The sequence below is a fragment of the Vibrio sp. OY15 genome, assembly GCF_000742455.1.
Taxonomy (GTDB): Bacteria; Pseudomonadota; Gammaproteobacteria; order Enterobacterales; family Vibrionaceae; genus Vibrio; species Vibrio alginolyticus.
Genome location: NZ_JPIL01000003.1, coordinates 171,789 through 189,177, shown reverse-complemented (window position 1 = coordinate 189,177; position 17,389 = coordinate 171,789). Strand labels below are relative to the sequence as shown.

14 protein-coding genes and 2 tRNA genes are annotated in these 17,389 nt (G+C 44.6%); 13 read left to right on the top strand and 3 right to left on the bottom strand.

The genetic code is table 11. The annotated features are described in order from the left end of the window. Positions 1–39 precede the first annotated feature (39 nt). Together tyrS and IJ23_RS04835 are read left to right on the top strand one after the other, a co-directional pair. A complete protein-coding gene (tyrS, locus tag IJ23_RS04840; RefSeq protein WP_017820416.1) occupies positions 40–1,227 on the top strand; it encodes a tyrosine--tRNA ligase in 1,188 nt (395 codons plus the stop codon). 418 nt (positions 1,228–1,645) lie between these two features. Further along, positions 1,646–2,491 (top strand): magnesium transporter, encoded by an 846-nt coding sequence (locus tag IJ23_RS04835; RefSeq protein WP_005380062.1) that lies wholly within the window; start codon positions 1,646–1,648, stop codon positions 2,489–2,491. On the opposite strand, the gene dacB is transcribed toward IJ23_RS04835, so the two are convergent. Beyond that, positions 2,470–3,891: a serine-type D-Ala-D-Ala carboxypeptidase gene (gene dacB / locus IJ23_RS04830; RefSeq protein WP_017820417.1), complete on the bottom strand. Its 1,422-nt coding sequence runs from the start codon at positions 3,889–3,891 to the stop codon at positions 2,470–2,472. The two genes, IJ23_RS04835 and dacB, sit on opposite strands and share 22 nt — an antisense overlap. Positions 3,892–4,077: 186 nt before the next feature. Beyond that, a complete protein-coding gene (locus IJ23_RS04825) occupies positions 4,078–5,100 on the bottom strand; it encodes a porin (RefSeq protein WP_005380064.1) in 1,023 nt (340 codons plus the stop codon). 545 nt (positions 5,101–5,645) lie between these two features. On the opposite strand from IJ23_RS04825, the gene greA reads away from it, so the two are divergent. Next, entirely contained in the window at positions 5,646–6,119 is a 474-nt protein-coding gene (greA, locus tag IJ23_RS04820) for a transcription elongation factor GreA (protein ID WP_005380065.1), read from the top strand. Between the two features lie 84 nt (positions 6,120–6,203). Here greA and yhbY read toward each other — a convergent pair whose 3' ends face one another. Further along, positions 6,204–6,500: a ribosome assembly RNA-binding protein YhbY gene (gene yhbY, locus IJ23_RS04815; RefSeq protein ID WP_005380066.1), complete on the bottom strand. Its 297-nt coding sequence runs from the start codon at positions 6,498–6,500 to the stop codon at positions 6,204–6,206. Positions 6,501–6,637: 137 nt separating this feature from the next. Between yhbY and rlmE the strand changes: the two genes are divergently transcribed. The 10 genes from rlmE to infB all read left to right on the top strand — a co-directional run bounded on the left by rlmE (position 6,638) and on the right by infB (position 17,323). Further along, positions 6,638–7,267: a 23S rRNA (uridine(2552)-2'-O)-methyltransferase RlmE gene (gene rlmE / locus IJ23_RS04810; protein ID WP_005388985.1), complete on the top strand. Its 630-nt coding sequence runs from the start codon at positions 6,638–6,640 to the stop codon at positions 7,265–7,267. A gap of 108 nt (positions 7,268–7,375) precedes the next feature. Further along, the gene (gene ftsH, locus IJ23_RS04805; RefSeq protein WP_021034025.1) at positions 7,376–9,349 is read left to right on the top strand and encodes an ATP-dependent zinc metalloprotease FtsH; all 1,974 of its coding nucleotides are present in this window, start codon (positions 7,376–7,378) and stop codon (positions 9,347–9,349) included. Between the two features lie 52 nt (positions 9,350–9,401). Beyond that, a complete protein-coding gene (gene folP, locus IJ23_RS04800) occupies positions 9,402–10,232 on the top strand; it encodes a dihydropteroate synthase (RefSeq protein ID WP_017820419.1) in 831 nt (276 codons plus the stop codon). A gap of 19 nt (positions 10,233–10,251) precedes the next feature. Then, positions 10,252–11,592, top strand: coding sequence for a phosphoglucosamine mutase (gene glmM / locus IJ23_RS04795; RefSeq protein ID WP_005388992.1), 1,341 nt, complete (start codon positions 10,252–10,254; stop codon positions 11,590–11,592). Positions 11,593–11,812: 220 nt separating this feature from the next. Continuing rightward, positions 11,813–12,151, top strand: a complete 339-nt coding sequence (gene secG, locus IJ23_RS04785; RefSeq protein ID WP_005380080.1) for a preprotein translocase subunit SecG — start codon at positions 11,813–11,815, stop codon at positions 12,149–12,151. 16 nt (positions 12,152–12,167) lie between these two features. Then, positions 12,168–12,251: transfer RNA gene (locus IJ23_RS04780), tRNA-Leu, on the top strand. A 56-nt stretch (positions 12,252–12,307) separates the two neighbouring features. After that, positions 12,308–12,384 (top strand) — tRNA-Met (locus IJ23_RS04775). A gap of 225 nt (positions 12,385–12,609) precedes the next feature. Next, the gene (rimP, locus tag IJ23_RS04770; protein ID WP_005386424.1) at positions 12,610–13,065 is read left to right on the top strand and encodes a ribosome maturation factor RimP; all 456 of its coding nucleotides are present in this window, start codon (positions 12,610–12,612) and stop codon (positions 13,063–13,065) included. A 36-nt stretch (positions 13,066–13,101) separates the two neighbouring features. Continuing rightward, complete coding sequence (nusA, locus tag IJ23_RS04765) at positions 13,102–14,589, top strand: transcription termination factor NusA (RefSeq protein WP_005380084.1); 1,488 nt, start codon at positions 13,102–13,104, stop codon at positions 14,587–14,589. A gap of 22 nt (positions 14,590–14,611) precedes the next feature. Beyond that, positions 14,612–17,323: a translation initiation factor IF-2 gene (gene infB / locus IJ23_RS04760; RefSeq protein ID WP_005380086.1), complete on the top strand. Its 2,712-nt coding sequence runs from the start codon at positions 14,612–14,614 to the stop codon at positions 17,321–17,323. The last annotated feature ends 66 nt before the right edge of the window (positions 17,324–17,389 follow it).

Sequence of the window (17,389 nt, the reverse complement as noted above, 5' to 3'; positions counted from 1 at the left end):
GCTATTATATTTTTGCCAAATCTGTGGGAGTGAACAAGAATGGCGAGCATTGAAGCTGCACTAGCCGAGATTAAGCGCGGTGTTGAAGAGCTGATTCCAGAAGAAGAGTTAATCGCAAAACTAAAAGAAGACCGTCCTCTACGTATTAAATTGGGCGCTGATCCAACAGCACCTGACATTCACCTAGGCCATACGGTTATTTTCAATAAGCTTCGCTTGTTCCAAGAACTAGGTCATGAAGTGACGTTCCTAATCGGTGACTTCACTGCAATGGTTGGTGACCCAACAGGTAAAAACACAACTCGTCCACCGCTAAGTCGCGAAGACGTATTGCGTAACGCTGAAACGTACAAAGAGCAAGTGTTCAAAATTCTCGATCCTGCAAAGACTAAAATTCAGTTTAACTCTGAGTGGCTGTCTGAACTGGGCGCAGAAGGTATGATTCGCCTTGCGGCAAACCAAACCGTTGCTCGTATGCTAGAGCGTGACGACTTTAAAAAGCGTTACGCGGGTGGTCAGCCAATTGCTATTCATGAGTTCATGTACCCACTTCTACAAGGCTGGGACTCAGTAGCAATGGAAACGGATGTTGAATTAGGTGGTACAGACCAGAAGTTCAACCTTCTAATGGGTCGTGAACTGCAAAAGTCTCACGGTCAAAAACCTCAGGTTGTACTGATGATGCCGCTTCTAGTGGGCCTTGATGGCGAGAAGAAGATGTCTAAGTCAGCAAACAACTACATCGGTATCAGCGAAGCGCCAAGCGAAATGTTTGGTAAAATCATGTCTATTTCTGATGACCTAATGTGGAGCTACTACGAGCTGCTCTCTTTCCGTCCTCTGGAAGAGATTGCTCAATTCAAAGCTGATGTAGAAGCGGGCAAAAACCCTCGTGACATCAAAGTATTGCTAGCAAAAGAAATTATTGCTCGTTTCCACAGTGAAGCCGATGCCGATGCAGCAGAGCAAGAATTCGTAAACCGTTTTGCGAAGAACCAAATTCCTGATGAAATGCCAGAGTTTGACTTTGACGCAGGTCGCCCAGTGAGTAATCTGTTGAAAGAAGCAGGTTTATGTCCATCATCGTCAGATGCGATGCGCATGGTTAAGCAGGGCGCTGTGAAGATTGATGGTGAAAAAATTGCGGACAGCAAATTTGCTCCAGAAGCGGGTACTTACGTGTTCCAAGTAGGTAAACGTAAATTTGCTCGTATTACTATTCAGTAATCCATAATGACTGCAAATGAAAGCGTCCGAAGGGCGCTTTTTTTGTATGAAAATTTAGCAAAAACGGCAAAGTAAAACTTCCATACCTGATGAACTTTGCTACTATACTTGCGCTGCCAATAATGGCAGCGCTATCGGAGATTTACATGAACAATACCGACCATCCTCCCAGTCGTTGGGTGAGTAAGATTAAGGGAGCGAAATAACCCGCTTCGGTATTGGCGATCTCCGCCTTACCTAAGTGGTGAGGCATCTTTTCTAATTTTTTCTCGTTATTTCCTTCATACATTCTGAATAGACAGTGCATTCGCATTGGTTTTCTCTGTGCATCTTATTTGTTGTCTGACTTTTAGCGTGCGAGAGTGGCTTTTTCATGCTTTGTCGATGGTCGTTACCAATGCCAATCGGGAGATTCGCCATGACGGTAATGAACAACACTTTTATTGAAACAACACCAAACTTTTCTGAAGTAGAAATTGGTGCAGCTCGCAATGCATTCTTGCAGTATGAGCAAGAGCAACAAGTCCATTTGCTTACGGTTATGCCGATTGATGAGGCTGTAGGTATTTTACAGCATTGCTCTGTCGGCTATGTGAATAGTCTTATTGCTCAACTTGAGCAAGCAGGTCATGACAAACGCGCACGTCATTATGCTCACCAACTGGGTCTGCATATGTCTGAAGTTGATACACCCGATGGTTATTTATCAACTAGTGTTTTAGGGCATGTAAAACAGCGTATTGGATGGATCATTGCGCTGGCTCTTTTAGGGATAGTGTCAGGCTTGATCATCGCTCAGTATGAGGACACCCTTAGTCAGCTTGTTTTACTTGCAGTGTACATGCCAGTGATTGCAGCTGCTGGTGGTAACACAGGAACACAAGCAGCAACTTTGGTGATTCGTGCTCTTGCTACTGGAGAGTTAAAAAAACGCCAATGGTTAGAAGTTTTGTGGAAAGAGAGCCGAGTCGCTCTATTTATTGCGCTAGCAATCGCTATCGTGATGATTGGACGCATTATGTTATTTAGTGCAGGACAATCAACAGGAGGCTTTGAACTGACCGATATCGCTCTGGCAATAGCAGTTGCGCTGTTCATTCAAGTCACCATTTCTACAACATTGGGCGGGCTGTTGCCAATTATTGCACGAGCTTGCAAGTTGGACCCTGCCGTATTGGTGAGTCCAGTTCTTGCGTCTATCGTCGATATTTCAGGAATGTGGATTTACTTTAACGTGGTGAACTATTTCTTAGGTATTGCCTGACTAAAGTTCACAATGTCATTGTAAAAAAGCTGCTCAAAATGTGTAATCGGGGCGATGACAGGAGTGTTGTCGTCCCGTTTTTCTGGGAAGTAGTCTGAAACAAACTGAACAAAAATGGTGTTAGGTTGACCATTTTTATCCAAGCCATATCCAGCCATATTGTAAGTCCCGTAGATAGAGCCACTTTTCGCTATCAGCTGTCCTTTAATTGGAAGTTTTCGCATACTTTGTCGGTACTTTAATGTGCCGGATTCACCTGATTTCGGCATGATGGCAATCAATTTGAGTTCGTTTTCATGCTTCCAAATATAGCGCAGCATTTCAGCCATCTTGGTCGCGGAGATCCGGTTATTTCGCGAAAGTCCTGAGCCGTCTTCTAGGCGCGCATTACGAATATCAATACCAGTGTTGGCGAAAATGATCTGCTTGATCGCTTCTGTCCCGTTAGTAAAACTGCCTGGCTGAACGAAAAATTTAGCGCCAAGTGTTTTGGTTAATGTGTCGGCAATCAAGTTGTCAGAGTTTTTGAGCATATCTTCAAGAATGTCTGGTAAGGCCTTTGATTGATGCATTGCGATGAGCTTTCGCTGCTTTTCTGGCGCCGTACCGACCCTAATCTTTCCTGATACCCCAATGTTGAGCTCCTTGAGCAAAGTCGCCAACCTTTGACTGGTGTAACGCTCAGGGTCTTGAACCGCAAATTTCAGTGGCAATGGTTTGTCTCTTTCAACCAAGCACCCTGTTAGCTTGTAGTTGTTATCGGGATTTGCAACTAAACCTAAGTCACAATGACGACTTTTCTTAATGGTTTTAGAAACTGTTTCTACGGTACTTGTGACACGAATAGGTTGATGCTCTGGTACGTAGACCCGCGTTCCACCATCTTTTTGTGTATAGATAGAGGCTTGTACACAGTTGTTATTGAGTGTGATGGTCGATGCCGGAGCGCTGTAGCAAACTCCCAAGATATCCCACGGCCAGCCCACCGCACGGTTATAACCAGTGAATGCGCTGTTATCGAGCCATAGGTCACCGTTAATCCGTTTTAAGCCATTTTTCTTAGCTAGAGTGAGAAGTGATTTTAAGTCGTTGGTTTGGAGTGTTGGGTCGCCGACAAAGTAAATCACTGCATCTGAGTTCGACGTTTCCAGCTTGGTTCGAAACCGGAAATTATCACCCAGTTCTAGCTTTGCGGCTAATGCGGTGACGATTTTTAATGTACTCGCTGGTGGGAACAGTTGTTCGGTAGGATGAACACCGTCAAGCTCAGCATTTTCACTGAGTTTTTCCGCAACTAAACTGATGCGGGCGCCTTCAGGCAACACCTCTTGATGAGGGTACGCTTGTGAAAAAGCAGAAAGTAATGAAGAGAATATGAGCAAGGGCCAACGTAAACGCATAATGGTACTTTCTAAGGTGAGTTATGTGATTGAGTATACGCAAGTCCTTTCAATATGCTAGGTAACTAAAGAAATGCTTCAAATGTCTTCATGAATGAGACACGAGAGAAAGGCGCGCTGCTTAAAATGAAGTATAAAAAATGCCCGCTTAAAGCGGGCATTCGATATTCTAGTCAAAGACCGGAATTAGAAGTCGTAACGTAGACCTAGAGCTAGCTCGTCTTCAGCATCGATCTTAGTTGCAACTGTTTTGCTAGTGTCAGTTGAACCAAACTTGTCACCTGCATCAATCAGGTTGAAGTTGTAAGAAATGTAACCACGGAAGTTAGGCTTGAAGTAGTAAGAAGCATCAACAGCGAAGTTGTTTGCAGAAGTTTCGTTGTTAGTTTCTGCATTGTTGTATGATGTTGTAAATACTGTTTGGCCTAGAGTGTAAGCACCCGCTAGCTCGTAACCAGTGTAATCAACTGTGTTACTGTTGTTTGAATCTTCCATTTTCTCGCCGTCAGTGAATACACCAGCGAAGTAAAGATCAGACATTGTGTAAGATGCAGCTAGCATGTACTCGTTAGCTTTGTCTTGATCTGCGTAACCAGCACCTAGCTCAAGACCAGTGTCAGCTAGAGCGTAGATTGCAGATAGAGAGTAACCGTCTTGTTTGTTGTCGTAGTACTCACCAGTGTTTTTGTTTTCCATACGATCAGCGAAGCGGTAGCTTGCTTTTACGCTTAGGTTTTCAAACTGGCCTTTGTAAGCCATCATGTTGTCTGTACGGTCTGATACAGCTAGTTTGTCTGCTGCAGAGTTACCGTGGTAAGCCATGATATCTGTGAAGTCAGTGATAACGCCTAGTGCACCTTCAGTTTTACCGTATGCGAACTCACCGTAAGCACCGCCAAGACCAGCGTAAGCAAGACGAGTTTCTAGATCGCTCTTGTCGTCGCCGTCTACAGTACCGTTTTGAGCAGTCTCAAATTCACCTTCCCAGAAACCAACACCGTATAGGTTGTCATTGATTTCTTGTTTACCAAGGAAGTTTAGACGGATGCGAGATTTGTCTTGAGCGTCGCCATCTTTCATAGATAGACGTGCTTCAGCACGGCCGCCCATTTCTAGAGAAGTACCGTCTTGGTTGTAAAGTTCAGCTGCGTTTACGCCAGTTGCCATAGCTGCTGCAGATACAGAAAGAGCAATTAGAGTCTTTTTCATCTTATTTGTCCTAGTTAGCTGTCCATAATCATTGTTGTATGGGGGAGAGGTGATCTCTCACAAGTTGTTGGTCCAAAATTGGCTAATTGAGCGATATAGTTCGCACTTGTAAGCCATTGATCTAACAACTCGCTGGACATGTTTTACTGCTAAAGTTTCCGTATGAGTTAGTAAAATGATATAAATCCCAATGATGAACACTGTTCAATTGTGCGTTGTTTTTATTTAAATTACTGTTTTTGATTGAAATTATTGGCAATGACATTGGCCTGACATTGATTAGTTTTTATCTTTTTTGAGGTTTTTGGTGTAATGAACAGTGTTGTTTTTCAATAAATTGAGAAGGTGATTCGCCCTAGAGCCGCTCTAAAAGTGAGTTATATCATTATGCCGAAAAGGCATAGTCTTGCTGTCTTTCGAATTAAGATGATTTCGTCCGGGAGTTTGTTTACACTAAACGAAATACATCTTTAAGCGCACTACCCAGTCCTATGACAGGGTGGGCTTTTTTTGTCCAAAGACCCATTTGGGCTTGAGGTTATAAAATGGAAAAAGTTCCAATGACACTACGTGGCGAGCAAAAGCTACGTGCAGAACTCGATCGTCTACTTAAACTACGTCCTCAGATCTCAGAGGCAATTGCTGAAGCTCGTGAGCTAGGTGATTTAAAAGAGAATGCTGAATATCACGCCGCTCGTGAAGAGCAGGGCATTTGTGAAGCACAAATCCGTGACATTGAATACAAACTGTCAGTTGCTCAAGTTATTGATGTAACGAAGATGGAGAACACGGGTAAAGTTATTTTTGGTTCAACCGTAACCTTGATTGATATCGACACCGAAGAAGAAAAAACGTACCAAATCGTTGGTGATGACGAAGCCGATATCAAAGCAGGTCGCATTTCAGTGAGCTCACCTATTGCTCGTGGCCTGATTGGTAAGATGGAAGGCGATGAAGTTGCTATTCAAACTCCGGGTGGCGCGAAAGACTTCGAAATTGACCGAGTAGAATATATCTAAGTCGTTTGGAGTAGCATTACTACTCTGATAAAACGCAAAAAGGTCGCCTCAGGCGACCTTTTTTCTTCAGCAACGTAAGTAGGGTTACTTACGAGGGATTTCGATTTTACGCTCTTCAGACTGGCGGTATAGCACAAGCACTTTACCAATAGTCTGAACTTTTTCAGCGCCCGTCTCACGTACGATAGCGTCGATGATTAGCTGTTTTGTTTCACGATCTTCCGAAGCAACTTTTACTTTGATAAGTTCGTGATGGTTAAGAGCGATTTCAATTTCTGCTAGCACGGCTTCTGTAAGTCCATTTGCGCCCATTAGCACAACAGGTTTTAAACTGTGAGCTAGGCCTTTAAGGTGCTGCTTTTGTTTGGTGCTTAGGTTCATTACGCGGCCAATTTTCTTTAAATAAGGGTTGAAAAAAGCTATTTTAACGCCATCTATTGCTGAAGACTATAATTTATTGAGTAATAGGTAGCGCCTATTAAAACAATAGCTCCAATTTGTGCCTTGTTGGGATTAAAATGAGTAAACAAAAACATTCGGCTAGTTCTGGTCGTTGGTTGAAAGAACACTTTGATGATAAATACGCGAATGAAGCCCGAAAAAAAGGCTACCGCTCACGTGCTTATTTCAAGATCGATGAGATTCAAACGAAAGATAAATTGTTAAAGCCTGGAATGACAGTCGTCGACTTGGGGGCTGCGCCGGGCGGATGGTCTCAATATGCTGCTAAGATAGTAGGGGACAGTGGTCAGATCATCGCGTGTGACTTGCTTCCTATGGACCCGATTGCTGGCGTTAGCTTTTTACAAGGCGACTTTCGTGATGATGCAGTATTGGAAGCTTTGCTAGAAAGGATCCAACCTTCCATGGTAGACGTAGTAATGTCTGATATGGCGCCTAACATCGCGGGAAACAATTCTGTTGATCAACCTCGCGCTATGTATTTAGTTGAATTAGCTTTAGATATGTGTCGACAAGTTCTAGCGCCTAATGGTAGCTTTGTCGTAAAGGTTTTCCAAGGGGAAGGCTTCGATCAGTATGTGAAAGAAGTCCGAGACATGTTTAAAGCCGTAAAAATTAGAAAACCAGACTCATCGCGAGCCCGCTCTCGAGAGGTCTTCGTCGTAGCCACTGGTTACAAAGGTTAACCATTTTGCTCTCTTGAGAGCGTGTTAACACTATAGCTACAGTTAATGAACTGTAGTACCCTACCTTTAATTACAATTAGTTATCGAGAGGCTTACACCTTGAGTGACATGGCAAAAAATTTAATTCTGTGGCTTGTTATCGCCGTCGTATTGATGTCGGTATTCCAGAGCTTTGGCCCTGGAGAAAGCAATGGCAGAACCGTGGATTACACCACGTTTGTACAGGAAGTTGGCCAAGGCCAGATTCAAGAAGCAACTTTTAAAGACGGTGAAATTAGCTTTGTTCGTCGTGGCGGCGGTGCCAAAATGGTCACTTACATGCCAGTGTATGACCAAAAGCTTCTAGATGACCTAATTAACCAAAACGTGAAAGTACAAGGCACGCCTCCAGAAGAGCAAAGCTTGCTTGGTACTATCTTCATCTCTTGGTTCCCAATGATCTTACTAATTGGTGTATGGATTTTCTTCATGCGTCAAATGCAAGGCGGCGGTGGTAAAGGCGCCATGTCTTTTGGTAAGAGCAAAGCTCGAATGATGAGCGAAGAACAAATCAAGACAACTTTTGCTGACGTTGCAGGTTGTGACGAAGCAAAAGAAGACGTGAAAGAGCTGGTGGACTACCTACGCGATCCAAGCCGCTTCCAAAAGCTGGGCGGTAAGATTCCAACGGGTGTTCTAATGGTTGGTCCTCCTGGTACGGGTAAAACGCTTCTAGCGAAAGCCATTGCCGGTGAGGCGAAAGTACCATTCTTTACTATCTCTGGTTCTGATTTCGTAGAAATGTTCGTTGGTGTTGGTGCATCTCGTGTGCGTGACATGTTTGAACAAGCAAAGAAAGCCGCACCTTGTATCATCTTTATCGATGAGATCGATGCGGTAGGTCGTCAACGTGGCGCAGGTGTTGGTGGTGGTCATGATGAACGTGAACAAACACTAAACCAAATGCTCGTTGAGATGGATGGTTTCGAAGGTAACGAAGGTATTATCGTTATCGCTGCGACTAACCGTCCGGATGTGCTGGACCCTGCGTTACTGCGTCCTGGTCGTTTTGACCGTCAAGTGGTAGTTGGTCTTCCAGATGTACGTGGCCGTGAACAGATCCTAAAAGTTCACATGCGTAAGGTCCCTCTAGCGGGTGATGTAGAGCCTTCTCTCATCGCACGTGGTACTCCAGGCTTCTCTGGTGCTGACCTAGCAAACTTAGTTAACGAAGCAGCCTTGTTTGCTGCGCGCGGTAACAAGCGCAACGTTTCTATGGTTGAGTTTGAACTGGCGAAAGACAAAATCATGATGGGTGCTGAGCGCCGTTCAATGGTGATGTCTGAGGAAGTGAAAGAGTCAACCGCATACCACGAAGCTGGTCACGCGATTGTTGGTCGCTTGGTTCCTGAACACGATCCAGTGTACAAAGTGTCTATCATTCCACGTGGTCGTGCGTTGGGTGTAACAATGTACCTTCCAGAGCAGGACCGCGTGAGCATGTCTCGCCAACACCTAGAATCAATGATTTCTAGCTTGTACGGTGGTCGTTTAGCAGAAGAACTTATCTACGGTGCTGACAAAGTATCAACCGGTGCTTCTAATGATATCGAGCGCGCAACAGATATTGCTCGTAAGATGGTTACTCAATGGGGTTTCTCTGAAAAGCTTGGCCCTCTGCTGTATGCAGAAGATGAAGGCGAAGTGTTCTTAGGACGTAGTGTAACTCAGACTAAACATGTGTCTGACGATACAGCGAAGTTGATTGATGACGAAGTTCGTCAGATCATTGACCGCAACTACGATCGTGCGAAGAAGATTCTTCAAGAGAACATGGATATCATGCATGCGATGAAAGATGCGCTGATGAAGTATGAAACCATTGATGCTCGCCAGATTGATGACTTAATGGAGCGCAAAGCTGAAATTCGTGAGCCTGCGGGCTGGAGTGATAACTCAGCAAGCAAACCAGAAGACAGCGACAAGCCTCAAGCAAAGCAAGAAGTTAAAGAAGAAGCAACGGATACTGCGAAAGATGCAGAACAGCCTAGCTCTTCTGATACAACTTCTAACGAAGCGCCTGAAAAGAAAGACTCTGAATAAAGAGTATCGATAATATTAAACCCCGAGTTATCTCGGGGTTTTTGTGTTTATGATGATGATTACAGCAAATAACAAATCTTTGGACCTTTCGCGTCCACATGTCATGGCCATTCTAAATGTGACACCGGATTCCTTTTCGGATGGCGGTAAATACAACTCAATTGAACTTGCTCTTGCTCAAGTTGATAAAATGATAAAGGCTGGTGTAAGTATTGTTGATGTTGGTGGTGAATCGACAAGACCTGGTGCACCGGATGTGTCTTTGGAAGAAGAGCTTAGGCGTGTTGTCCCAGTAATCAAAGCCATTCGTGAAAAATATGATGTATGGATTTCCGTTGACACCAGTAAAGCAGAAGTGATGCGTCAAGCAATTGATGCTGGGGCTGATTTGATCAATGACATCCGCTCGCTGCAAGAGCCAGGTGCTCTGGAAGTCGCAGCAGAAGCAAACCTTCCAATTTGTCTGATGCATATGAAAGGTCAGCCTAGGACCATGCAAGTTGACCCTCATTATGATGATTTAATGGGGGACGTGTCGGCTTTTCTAGAAGAACGTATCGCGGCGTGTGAAGCAGCAGGGATTGATAAATCTCAACTGATTCTCGATCCTGGGTTTGGCTTTGGCAAAACAATCGAACACAATTATCATATGCTTGCTCATCTTGAAAAGTTTCATGAATTCGGCCTGCCTATTTTGGCTGGCATGTCTCGTAAATCCATGATCTTCAAACTGTTAGACAAGCCAGCGGCAGAGTGTACGAACGCAAGTGTCGTTTGTGCTACGATTGCCGCGATGAAAGGCGCGCAGATCATTCGCGTGCATGACTTTGAAGAGACAATCGAAGCGATGAAAGTTGTTGAGATGACGAAAAACAATATTTAAAAATAATAAAGGAAAGTTTATGTCGAATGAAAGACGTTACTTTGGTACTGACGGTGTGCGCGGTAAAGTAGGACAATACCCAATCACTCCAGACTTCGTACTTAAGCTTGGCTGGGCTGCTGGTCGTGTACTAGCGAAACAAGGCACAAAGAAAGTTATCATAGGTAAAGATACACGTATTTCAGGTTATATGCTTGAATCTGCACTAGAGGCTGGCCTTGCAGCTGCGGGACTTAAAGCAACATTTACTGGTCCCATGCCAACTCCAGCTGTGGCATATTTAACTCAGACTTTCCGTGCCGAGGCTGGTATTGTGATTTCTGCATCACATAACCCATATTACGACAACGGCATTAAATTCTTTTCTTCTGAGGGTACTAAGCTACCTGACGATATCGAATTGGCGATCGAAGCTGAGTTAGATAAAGAAATTGAATGTGTGGAGTCTGCTGAGCTTGGTAAAGCAACCCGCCTAAATGATGCAGCTGGTCGTTACATCGAATTCTGTAAGAGTACTTTCCCATCTGAGTTGAGCCTTGCGAACTTTAAGATCGTAGTAGACTGTGCGCACGGTGCAACGTACCACATCGCTCCAAATGTTTTCAAAGAACTTGGGGCAGAAGTTATCGCTATGGGCGTAGAGCCTAACGGCATCAACATTAATGAAAAAGTGGGCGCAACAGACGTACGAGCTCTTCAACAGCGTGTTGTTGAAGAGCAAGCGCATCTTGGTCTCGCATTTGATGGTGATGGTGACCGCATCATTATGGTCGACCACCTAGGTAACAAAGTTGATGGTGACCAAATTGCTTATATCATCGCTCGTGATGCACTTCGTCGTGGTGAGCTAAAGGGTGGTGTTGTTGGTACACTAATGACTAACTTGGGTATGGAAAATGGTTTAAAGCAGCTAGGCATTCCGTTTGTACGTGCTGCTGTTGGTGACCGTTATGTCATGGAGCAACTGCTAGAAAAAGGTTGGAAAATTGGTGCTGAAAACTCAGGCCATGTGATCTTATTAGATAAAGTCACAACCGGCGATGCGATTGTTGCTGCACTTCAAGTACTTGCTTCTGTAATTGGCAGCGATATGTCTTTATATGAACTATCGCAAGGAATGACATTATATCCTCAGGTTTTAGAAAATGTCCGTTTCTCAGGAGAAAGTAACCCTCTTGAAGCTACAGCTGTATTAAACGCTGTCGCTGAAGTAGAGGCGACACTTGGTGATAAAGGGCGTGTACTGCTGCGTAAGTCTGGCACTGAGCCTTTGATCCGCGTTATGGTGGAAGGCGAAGATGGTGAACTAGTTCAACACTCAGCATTGAAAATCGCTGAGGCTGTTAAAGCAAGTTGTTAATCATTGCGTTAAAGCATGTCTTGAATGAAAAGGGCATCTTTTGCCCTTTTTTTGAGCGCTTAACGCATTGGCATTGATTTTTTACTAATTTTCCCTTGTCAGCGTTACTGGCTTTCGCTAGTATTGCTCCGCCTCCCGTTAGGAGGTCGCTAGCCTTGTTCATAATGATTTATTCTTTTGAACGGCGCTGGCTCAACAATTTGGAACATAGGTGGAAAAAATGTTTTCAGTTCTACTTGTGATTTACCTGTTGGCAGCGCTTGGTGTGATTGGCCTTGTGTTGATTCAACAAGGTAAAGGCGCAGATATGGGAGCCTCGTTCGGTGCTGGTGCTTCAAACACAGTGTTTGGTGCTGGCGGCTCAGGTAATTTCTTAACCCGAACAACTGCTATTTTAGCAACCGTATTCTTTATCGTTAGCTTGTTACTTGGTCGTATGTCTACGCACCAGACTGAATCACAATGGGTAGACCCAACGTTAGGTCAACCAGTTGTTGAACAAGTTAAGGATGCAGCGAGTGAAGTTCCTGCCCCTGCGGGTGATGAAATTCCTCAATAAGCTGTAAGGTTTTGATGCCGAGATGGTGAAATTGGTAGACACGCTAGCATGAGGTGCTAGTGCCTTAGGTGTGAGGGTTCGAGTCCCTCTCTCGGCACCATGTATTTACAAACTTGTAAATCACTTGTTTGCGAGTATAATGCTCAGCAAGTCGGACGCGGGGTGGAGCAGCTTGGTAGCTCGTCGGGCTCATAACCCGAAGGTCGTCGGTTCAAATCCGGCCCCCGCAACCAATCTCTTTCTTTAAAAGGAAATCGTAGATTGGCAAGTTTGCGTAGTGCTAACCACACTACGAGTTAAGAAAAGCAATTGTTGGCTATTCTTAACGTATCAGGGTCCAGCAGCATAAAACCCCGACTATCGGGGTTTTTTGTTATCTGAGCTTTTTGAAATAGCTCAGATACTGCTTGGTTTTTTGATTGGGCTCTGAGCCCTTTTTTTGTTTCTGGAGTGGTTAAATGACTGGTTTAGAAAGACAACTTACTGAAATGCTTGACGCGCCAGTAGCGGCATCAGGTTATGAGTTAGTTGGATTAGAATTCATTCGTGCAGGCGCGCACTCAACGTTACGTATCTACATTGACCATGAAAATGGTATTAACGTAGACGACTGTGCAGAAGTTAGCCACCAAGTTAGTGCAGTTTTAGACGTTGAAGATCCAATTTCTGTTGCTTACAGCCTAGAAGTGTCTTCTCCAGGTTTAGAAAGACCACTTTTTAAAGCAGCACATTACGAGCAATTTATTGGTCACGAGGTCAGCATCGTATTGAAAATGGCTGTAGCAAACCGTCGTAAGTGGAAAGGTATTATCCACGGTGTTGATGGCGAAACAGTGACAATTACTGTAGACGGTCAGCAAGAAGAGTTTGCTCTAAGTAACATTTCCAAAGCTAACCTGATCCCTAAATTTTAGTTCCCTAAAAAAGTTTAAGCTTAGAGGCTAAATACAATGAGTAAAGAAATTTTAGCGGTAGCAGAAGCGGTATCGAACGAAAAAGCGGTACCTCGTGAGCGTATCTTTGAGGCTCTTGAGATTGCTCTAGCAACTTCTACAAAGAAAAAATACGAAATCGAAATCGACGTACGTGTTGCCATTGACCGTAAAACCGGTGAGTTTGTAACTTACCGCCGTTGGTTAGTTGTTGATGACGTTGAGAACCCTACAAAAGAGATCTCACTAGAAGCAGCGCAATACGAAGATGACTCAATCGAGCTTGGCGACTACGTAGAAGACGAAATCGAATCAGTAACGTTTGACCGTATTACGACTCAAACTGCTAAGCAAGTTATCGTACAAAAAGTTCGTGAAGCTGAGCGCGCACAAATCGTTGAACAGTTCATCGACAATGAAGGTGATCTAATCACTGGTGTCGTGAAAAAAGTAAACCGTGACACAATCGTGCTTGATCTTGGTAATAACGCTGAAGCGGTAATCCTGCGTGATGACCAACTTCCTCGTGAAAACTTCCGTCCAGGCGACCGTGTACGTGGCCTTCTTTACAAAGTCGCGCCTGAAGCACGTGGTTTCCAATTGTTCATCACTCGTTCTAAGCCAGAAATGTTGGCAGAACTGTTCCGTGTTGAAGTGCCTGAAATCGCAGAAGATATTATCGAGTTGAAAGGCGCGGCACGTGATCCTGGTTCTCGCGCTAAGATCGCTGTCAAAACAAATGACAAACGTATCGACCCTGTAGGTGCGTGTGTTGGTATGCGTGGTGCACGTGTACAAGCTGTTTCTGGCGAACTTGGTGGGGAGCGTATCGATATTGTGCTTTGGGATGATAACCCAGCTCAATTCGTTATCAACGCAATGGCGCCAGCTGATGTTGCTTCTATCATCGTTGATGAGGATGCACACTCAATGGACATCGCAGTTGAAGCTGACAACCTAGCGCAAGCTATCGGTCGTAACGGTCAAAACGTGCGTCTAGCATCTCAACTAACAGGTTGGGAACTGAATGTTATGACAGTTGCTGATCTTCAGAAGAAACACGCTGAAGAATCACAAGCATCTATTGAAAACTTCATGAAGTACCTAGATATTGAAGAAGACTTCGCTCAACTTCTTGTTGAAGAAGGTTTCTCAACGCTAGAAGAAATCGCATACGTGCCAGTTAACGAGCTACTAGAAATCGATGGTTTGAATGAAGAACTAATCGAAGAGCTTCGTGGACGTGCAAAAGATGCACTAACGACGATCGCACTAGCACAAGAAGAGTCTTTTGAAGGTCTAGAACCAGCTGAGGACCTACTTGCACTTGAAGGTCTTGAGCGTGAGATGGCATTTAAATTGGCAGCGAAAGGTGTAGCGACACTGGAAGATCTTGCTGACCAAGGTATTGACGATTTAGAAGGTATCGAAGGCCTGACCGAAGAACGTGCAGGTGAGCTAATTATGGCCGCACGTAACATCTGTTGGTTCGGCGAAGAAGCATAATTTTCGGCAAGGAGGAAGCGGCATGACACAATTAACAGTTAAAGCACTGAGTGATGAGATTGGTACGCCAGTCGACCGCTTGATTGAACAACTTGCTGACGCTGGCATTAAAAAGGCGAGCTCTGACAATGTTACTGATGAAGAGAAGCAGAAGCTTCTCTCTCATTTAAAGAAAGAACACGGTGATAAATCAGGTGATTCAGAGCCGACTCGCCTTACGCTTCAGCGTAAAACTCGTAGTACACTTAGTGTGAACGCGGGTGGTGGTAAGAGTAAGAATGTTCAGGTTGAGGTGCGCAAAAAACGTACATACGTGAAGCGCAGCACAATTGAAGATGAAGCGAAACGTGAAGCTGAAGAAGCAGCACAACGTGAAGCAGAAGAAGCAGCAAAACGTGCAGCAGAAGAAGCTGCAAAACGTGAAGCTGAAGAAGCTGCGAAACGTGAAGCTGAAGAAGCTGCAAAACGTGAAGCGGAAGAAAAAGCGAAACGTGAAGCTGAAGAAAAAGCGAAGCGAGACGTAGATACGAATGCACAACGTAATGCTGAAGAAAAAGCAAAGCGTGATGCTGAAGAGAAAATTAAGCAAGAAGCAGCGCGAAAAGAGGCCGACGAGCTTAAACGTCGTCAGGAAGAAGAAGCTAAGCGTAAGGCTGAAGAGGAAAGTCAGCGCAAGCTTGAAGAAGCTCGCGAATTGGCTGAAAAGAATAAAGAGCGTTGGTCTGCTGCAGAAGAGAAAAAGGGTGATATGGAAGATACAGATTACCATGTAACGACTTCACAATACGCACGTGAAGCCGAAGATGAAGCAGATCGCAAAGTAGAAGGCGGTCGTCGTAAGAAGAAAAAAGCAGCTTCGGGTAAAGACGACCAAGCTCGCGGTGGCCGTAACAACCAACGTGGCGGTAGAGGTCGTAAGGGCAAACTTGCTAAGCCGACTTCAATGCAGCACGGGTTTGATAAGTCAGCAACGGTTGCTAAGCAAGACGTTGTAATTGGCGAAACGATCGTTCTATCAGAACTTGCTAACAAGATGTCGGTTAAAGCGACAGAAGTTATCAAAGTAATGATGAAGATGGGCGCTATGGCGACTATCAACCAAGTGATCGACCAAGAAACAGCACAACTTGTTGCTGAAGAAATGGGCCATAAAGTAGTTCTTCGTAAAGAGAACGAACTGGAAGAAGCGGTACTATCTGACCGTGACACTAACGCGGAAGCAGTTCCACGTGCTCCAGTTGTTACTATCATGGGTCACGTTGACCACGGTAAAACGTCAACACTTGACTACATCCGTCGCACACACGTTGCTTCTGGCGAAGCGGGTGGTATTACTCAGCACATTGGTGCGTACCACGTTGAAACAGACAACGGCATGATCACGTTCCTTGATACTCCTGGACACGCAGCGTTTACTGCAATGCGTGCTCGTGGTGCTCAAGCGACAGATATCGTTGTTCTTGTAGTTGCAGCAGACGATGGCGTAATGCCACAAACAGTAGAAGCGATTCAGCACGCGAAAGCGGCAGGCGTTCCTCTAATTGTTGCTGTGAACAAGATCGATAAAGAAGACGCGAACCCAGATAACGTTAAGAACGAGCTTGCTCAATACGACGTTATTCCTGAAGAGTGGGGCGGTGAGAACATGTTCGTTCACATCTCTGCTAAACAGGGTACAAACATCGATGGTCTTCTAGAAGCAATCCTTCTTCAGTCTGAAGTTCTTGAACTTACAGCTGTAGCTGAAGGCATGGCATCTGGTGTTGTTGTTGAATCTCGCCTAGATAAAGGTCGTGGTCCAGTTGCAACAGTACTTGTTCAATCAGGTACACTAAACAAAGGCGACATCGTTCTTTGTGGTCAAGAATACGGCCGTGTTCGTGCAATGCGTGATGAGCTAGGTAAAGAAATTACTTCGGCTGGCCCATCTATCCCTGTAGAGATCCTAGGTCTTTCAGGTGTACCATCTTCAGGTGATGAAGCAACAGTAGTTCGTGACGAGCGTAAAGCGCGTGAAGTAGCTAACTACCGTGCTGGTAAGTTCCGTGAAGTGAAACTTGCTCGTCAGCAGAAATCTAAACTAGAGAACATGTTCTCTAACATGACTGCTGGTGAAGTTGCTGAACTTAACGTTGTACTTAAAGCAGACGTTCAAGGTTCTGTAGAAGCAATCGCAGACTCACTAGTTAAGCTATCTACTGACGAAGTTAAAGTGAACATCGTTGGTTCTGGTGTTGGTGGTATTACGGAAACTGACGTAGTACTAGCGGAAGCTTCAAACGCAATCATCCTTGGCTTTAACGTTCGTGCAGATGCTTCTGCTCGTCGTGCTGTTGAAGCCGCAGCTGTTGACTTACGTTACTACTCAATCATTTACCAATTGATTGACGAAGTGAAACAAGCAATGGGCGGTATGCTTGCTCCAGAATTCAAGCAAGAGATCATTGGTCTTGCTGAAGTTCGTGACGTGTTTAAGTCACCGAAACTGGGCGCTATCGCTGGTTGTATGGTTACAGAAGGTGTGATCAAGCGTAACAACCCAATCCGTGTACTACGTGATAACGTTGTTATTTACGAAGGTGAACTAGAGTCACTGCGTCGTTTCAAAGATGACGTTCAAGAAGTTAAGAATGGCTACGAATGTGGTATCGGCGTTAAGAACTACAATGATGTTCGCGTTGGTGACCAAATCGAAGTCTTCGAAATCGTTGAAATTAAACGTACTCTAGACTAATTGACTAAAATTACTAATATTGTCTTTGAAAGATAAGTAGTAATTGGTTGTTGAATACACCATGGG

Bases quoted from the DNA above. Each gene is read 5' to 3' on its own strand.
- nusA (WP_005380084.1), top strand. From the start codon at position 13,102: ATGAGTAAAGAAATTTTAGCGGTAGCAGAAGCGGTATCGAACGAAAAA.
- dacB (WP_017820417.1), bottom strand. From the start codon at position 3,891: ATGCGTTTACGTTGGCCCTTGCTCATATTCTCTTCATTACTTTCTGCT.
- IJ23_RS04835 (WP_005380062.1), top strand. From the start codon at position 1,646: ATGACGGTAATGAACAACACTTTTATTGAAACAACACCAAACTTTTCT.
- ftsH (WP_021034025.1), top strand. From the start codon at position 7,376: ATGGCAAAAAATTTAATTCTGTGGCTTGTTATCGCCGTCGTATTGATG.
- rimP (WP_005386424.1), top strand. From the start codon at position 12,610: ATGACTGGTTTAGAAAGACAACTTACTGAAATGCTTGACGCGCCAGTA.
- yhbY (WP_005380066.1), bottom strand. From the start codon at position 6,500: ATGAACCTAAGCACCAAACAAAAGCAGCACCTTAAAGGCCTAGCTCAC.
- secG (WP_005380080.1), top strand. From the start codon at position 11,813: ATGTTTTCAGTTCTACTTGTGATTTACCTGTTGGCAGCGCTTGGTGTG.
- greA (WP_005380065.1), top strand. From the start codon at position 5,646: ATGGAAAAAGTTCCAATGACACTACGTGGCGAGCAAAAGCTACGTGCA.
- glmM (WP_005388992.1), top strand. From the start codon at position 10,252: ATGTCGAATGAAAGACGTTACTTTGGTACTGACGGTGTGCGCGGTAAA.
- rlmE (WP_005388985.1), top strand. From the start codon at position 6,638: ATGAGTAAACAAAAACATTCGGCTAGTTCTGGTCGTTGGTTGAAAGAA.
- folP (WP_017820419.1), top strand. From the start codon at position 9,402: ATGATGATTACAGCAAATAACAAATCTTTGGACCTTTCGCGTCCACAT.
- infB (WP_005380086.1), top strand. From the start codon at position 14,612: ATGACACAATTAACAGTTAAAGCACTGAGTGATGAGATTGGTACGCCA.
- IJ23_RS04825 (WP_005380064.1), bottom strand. From the start codon at position 5,100: ATGAAAAAGACTCTAATTGCTCTTTCTGTATCTGCAGCAGCTATGGCA.
- tyrS (WP_017820416.1), top strand. From the start codon at position 40: ATGGCGAGCATTGAAGCTGCACTAGCCGAGATTAAGCGCGGTGTTGAA.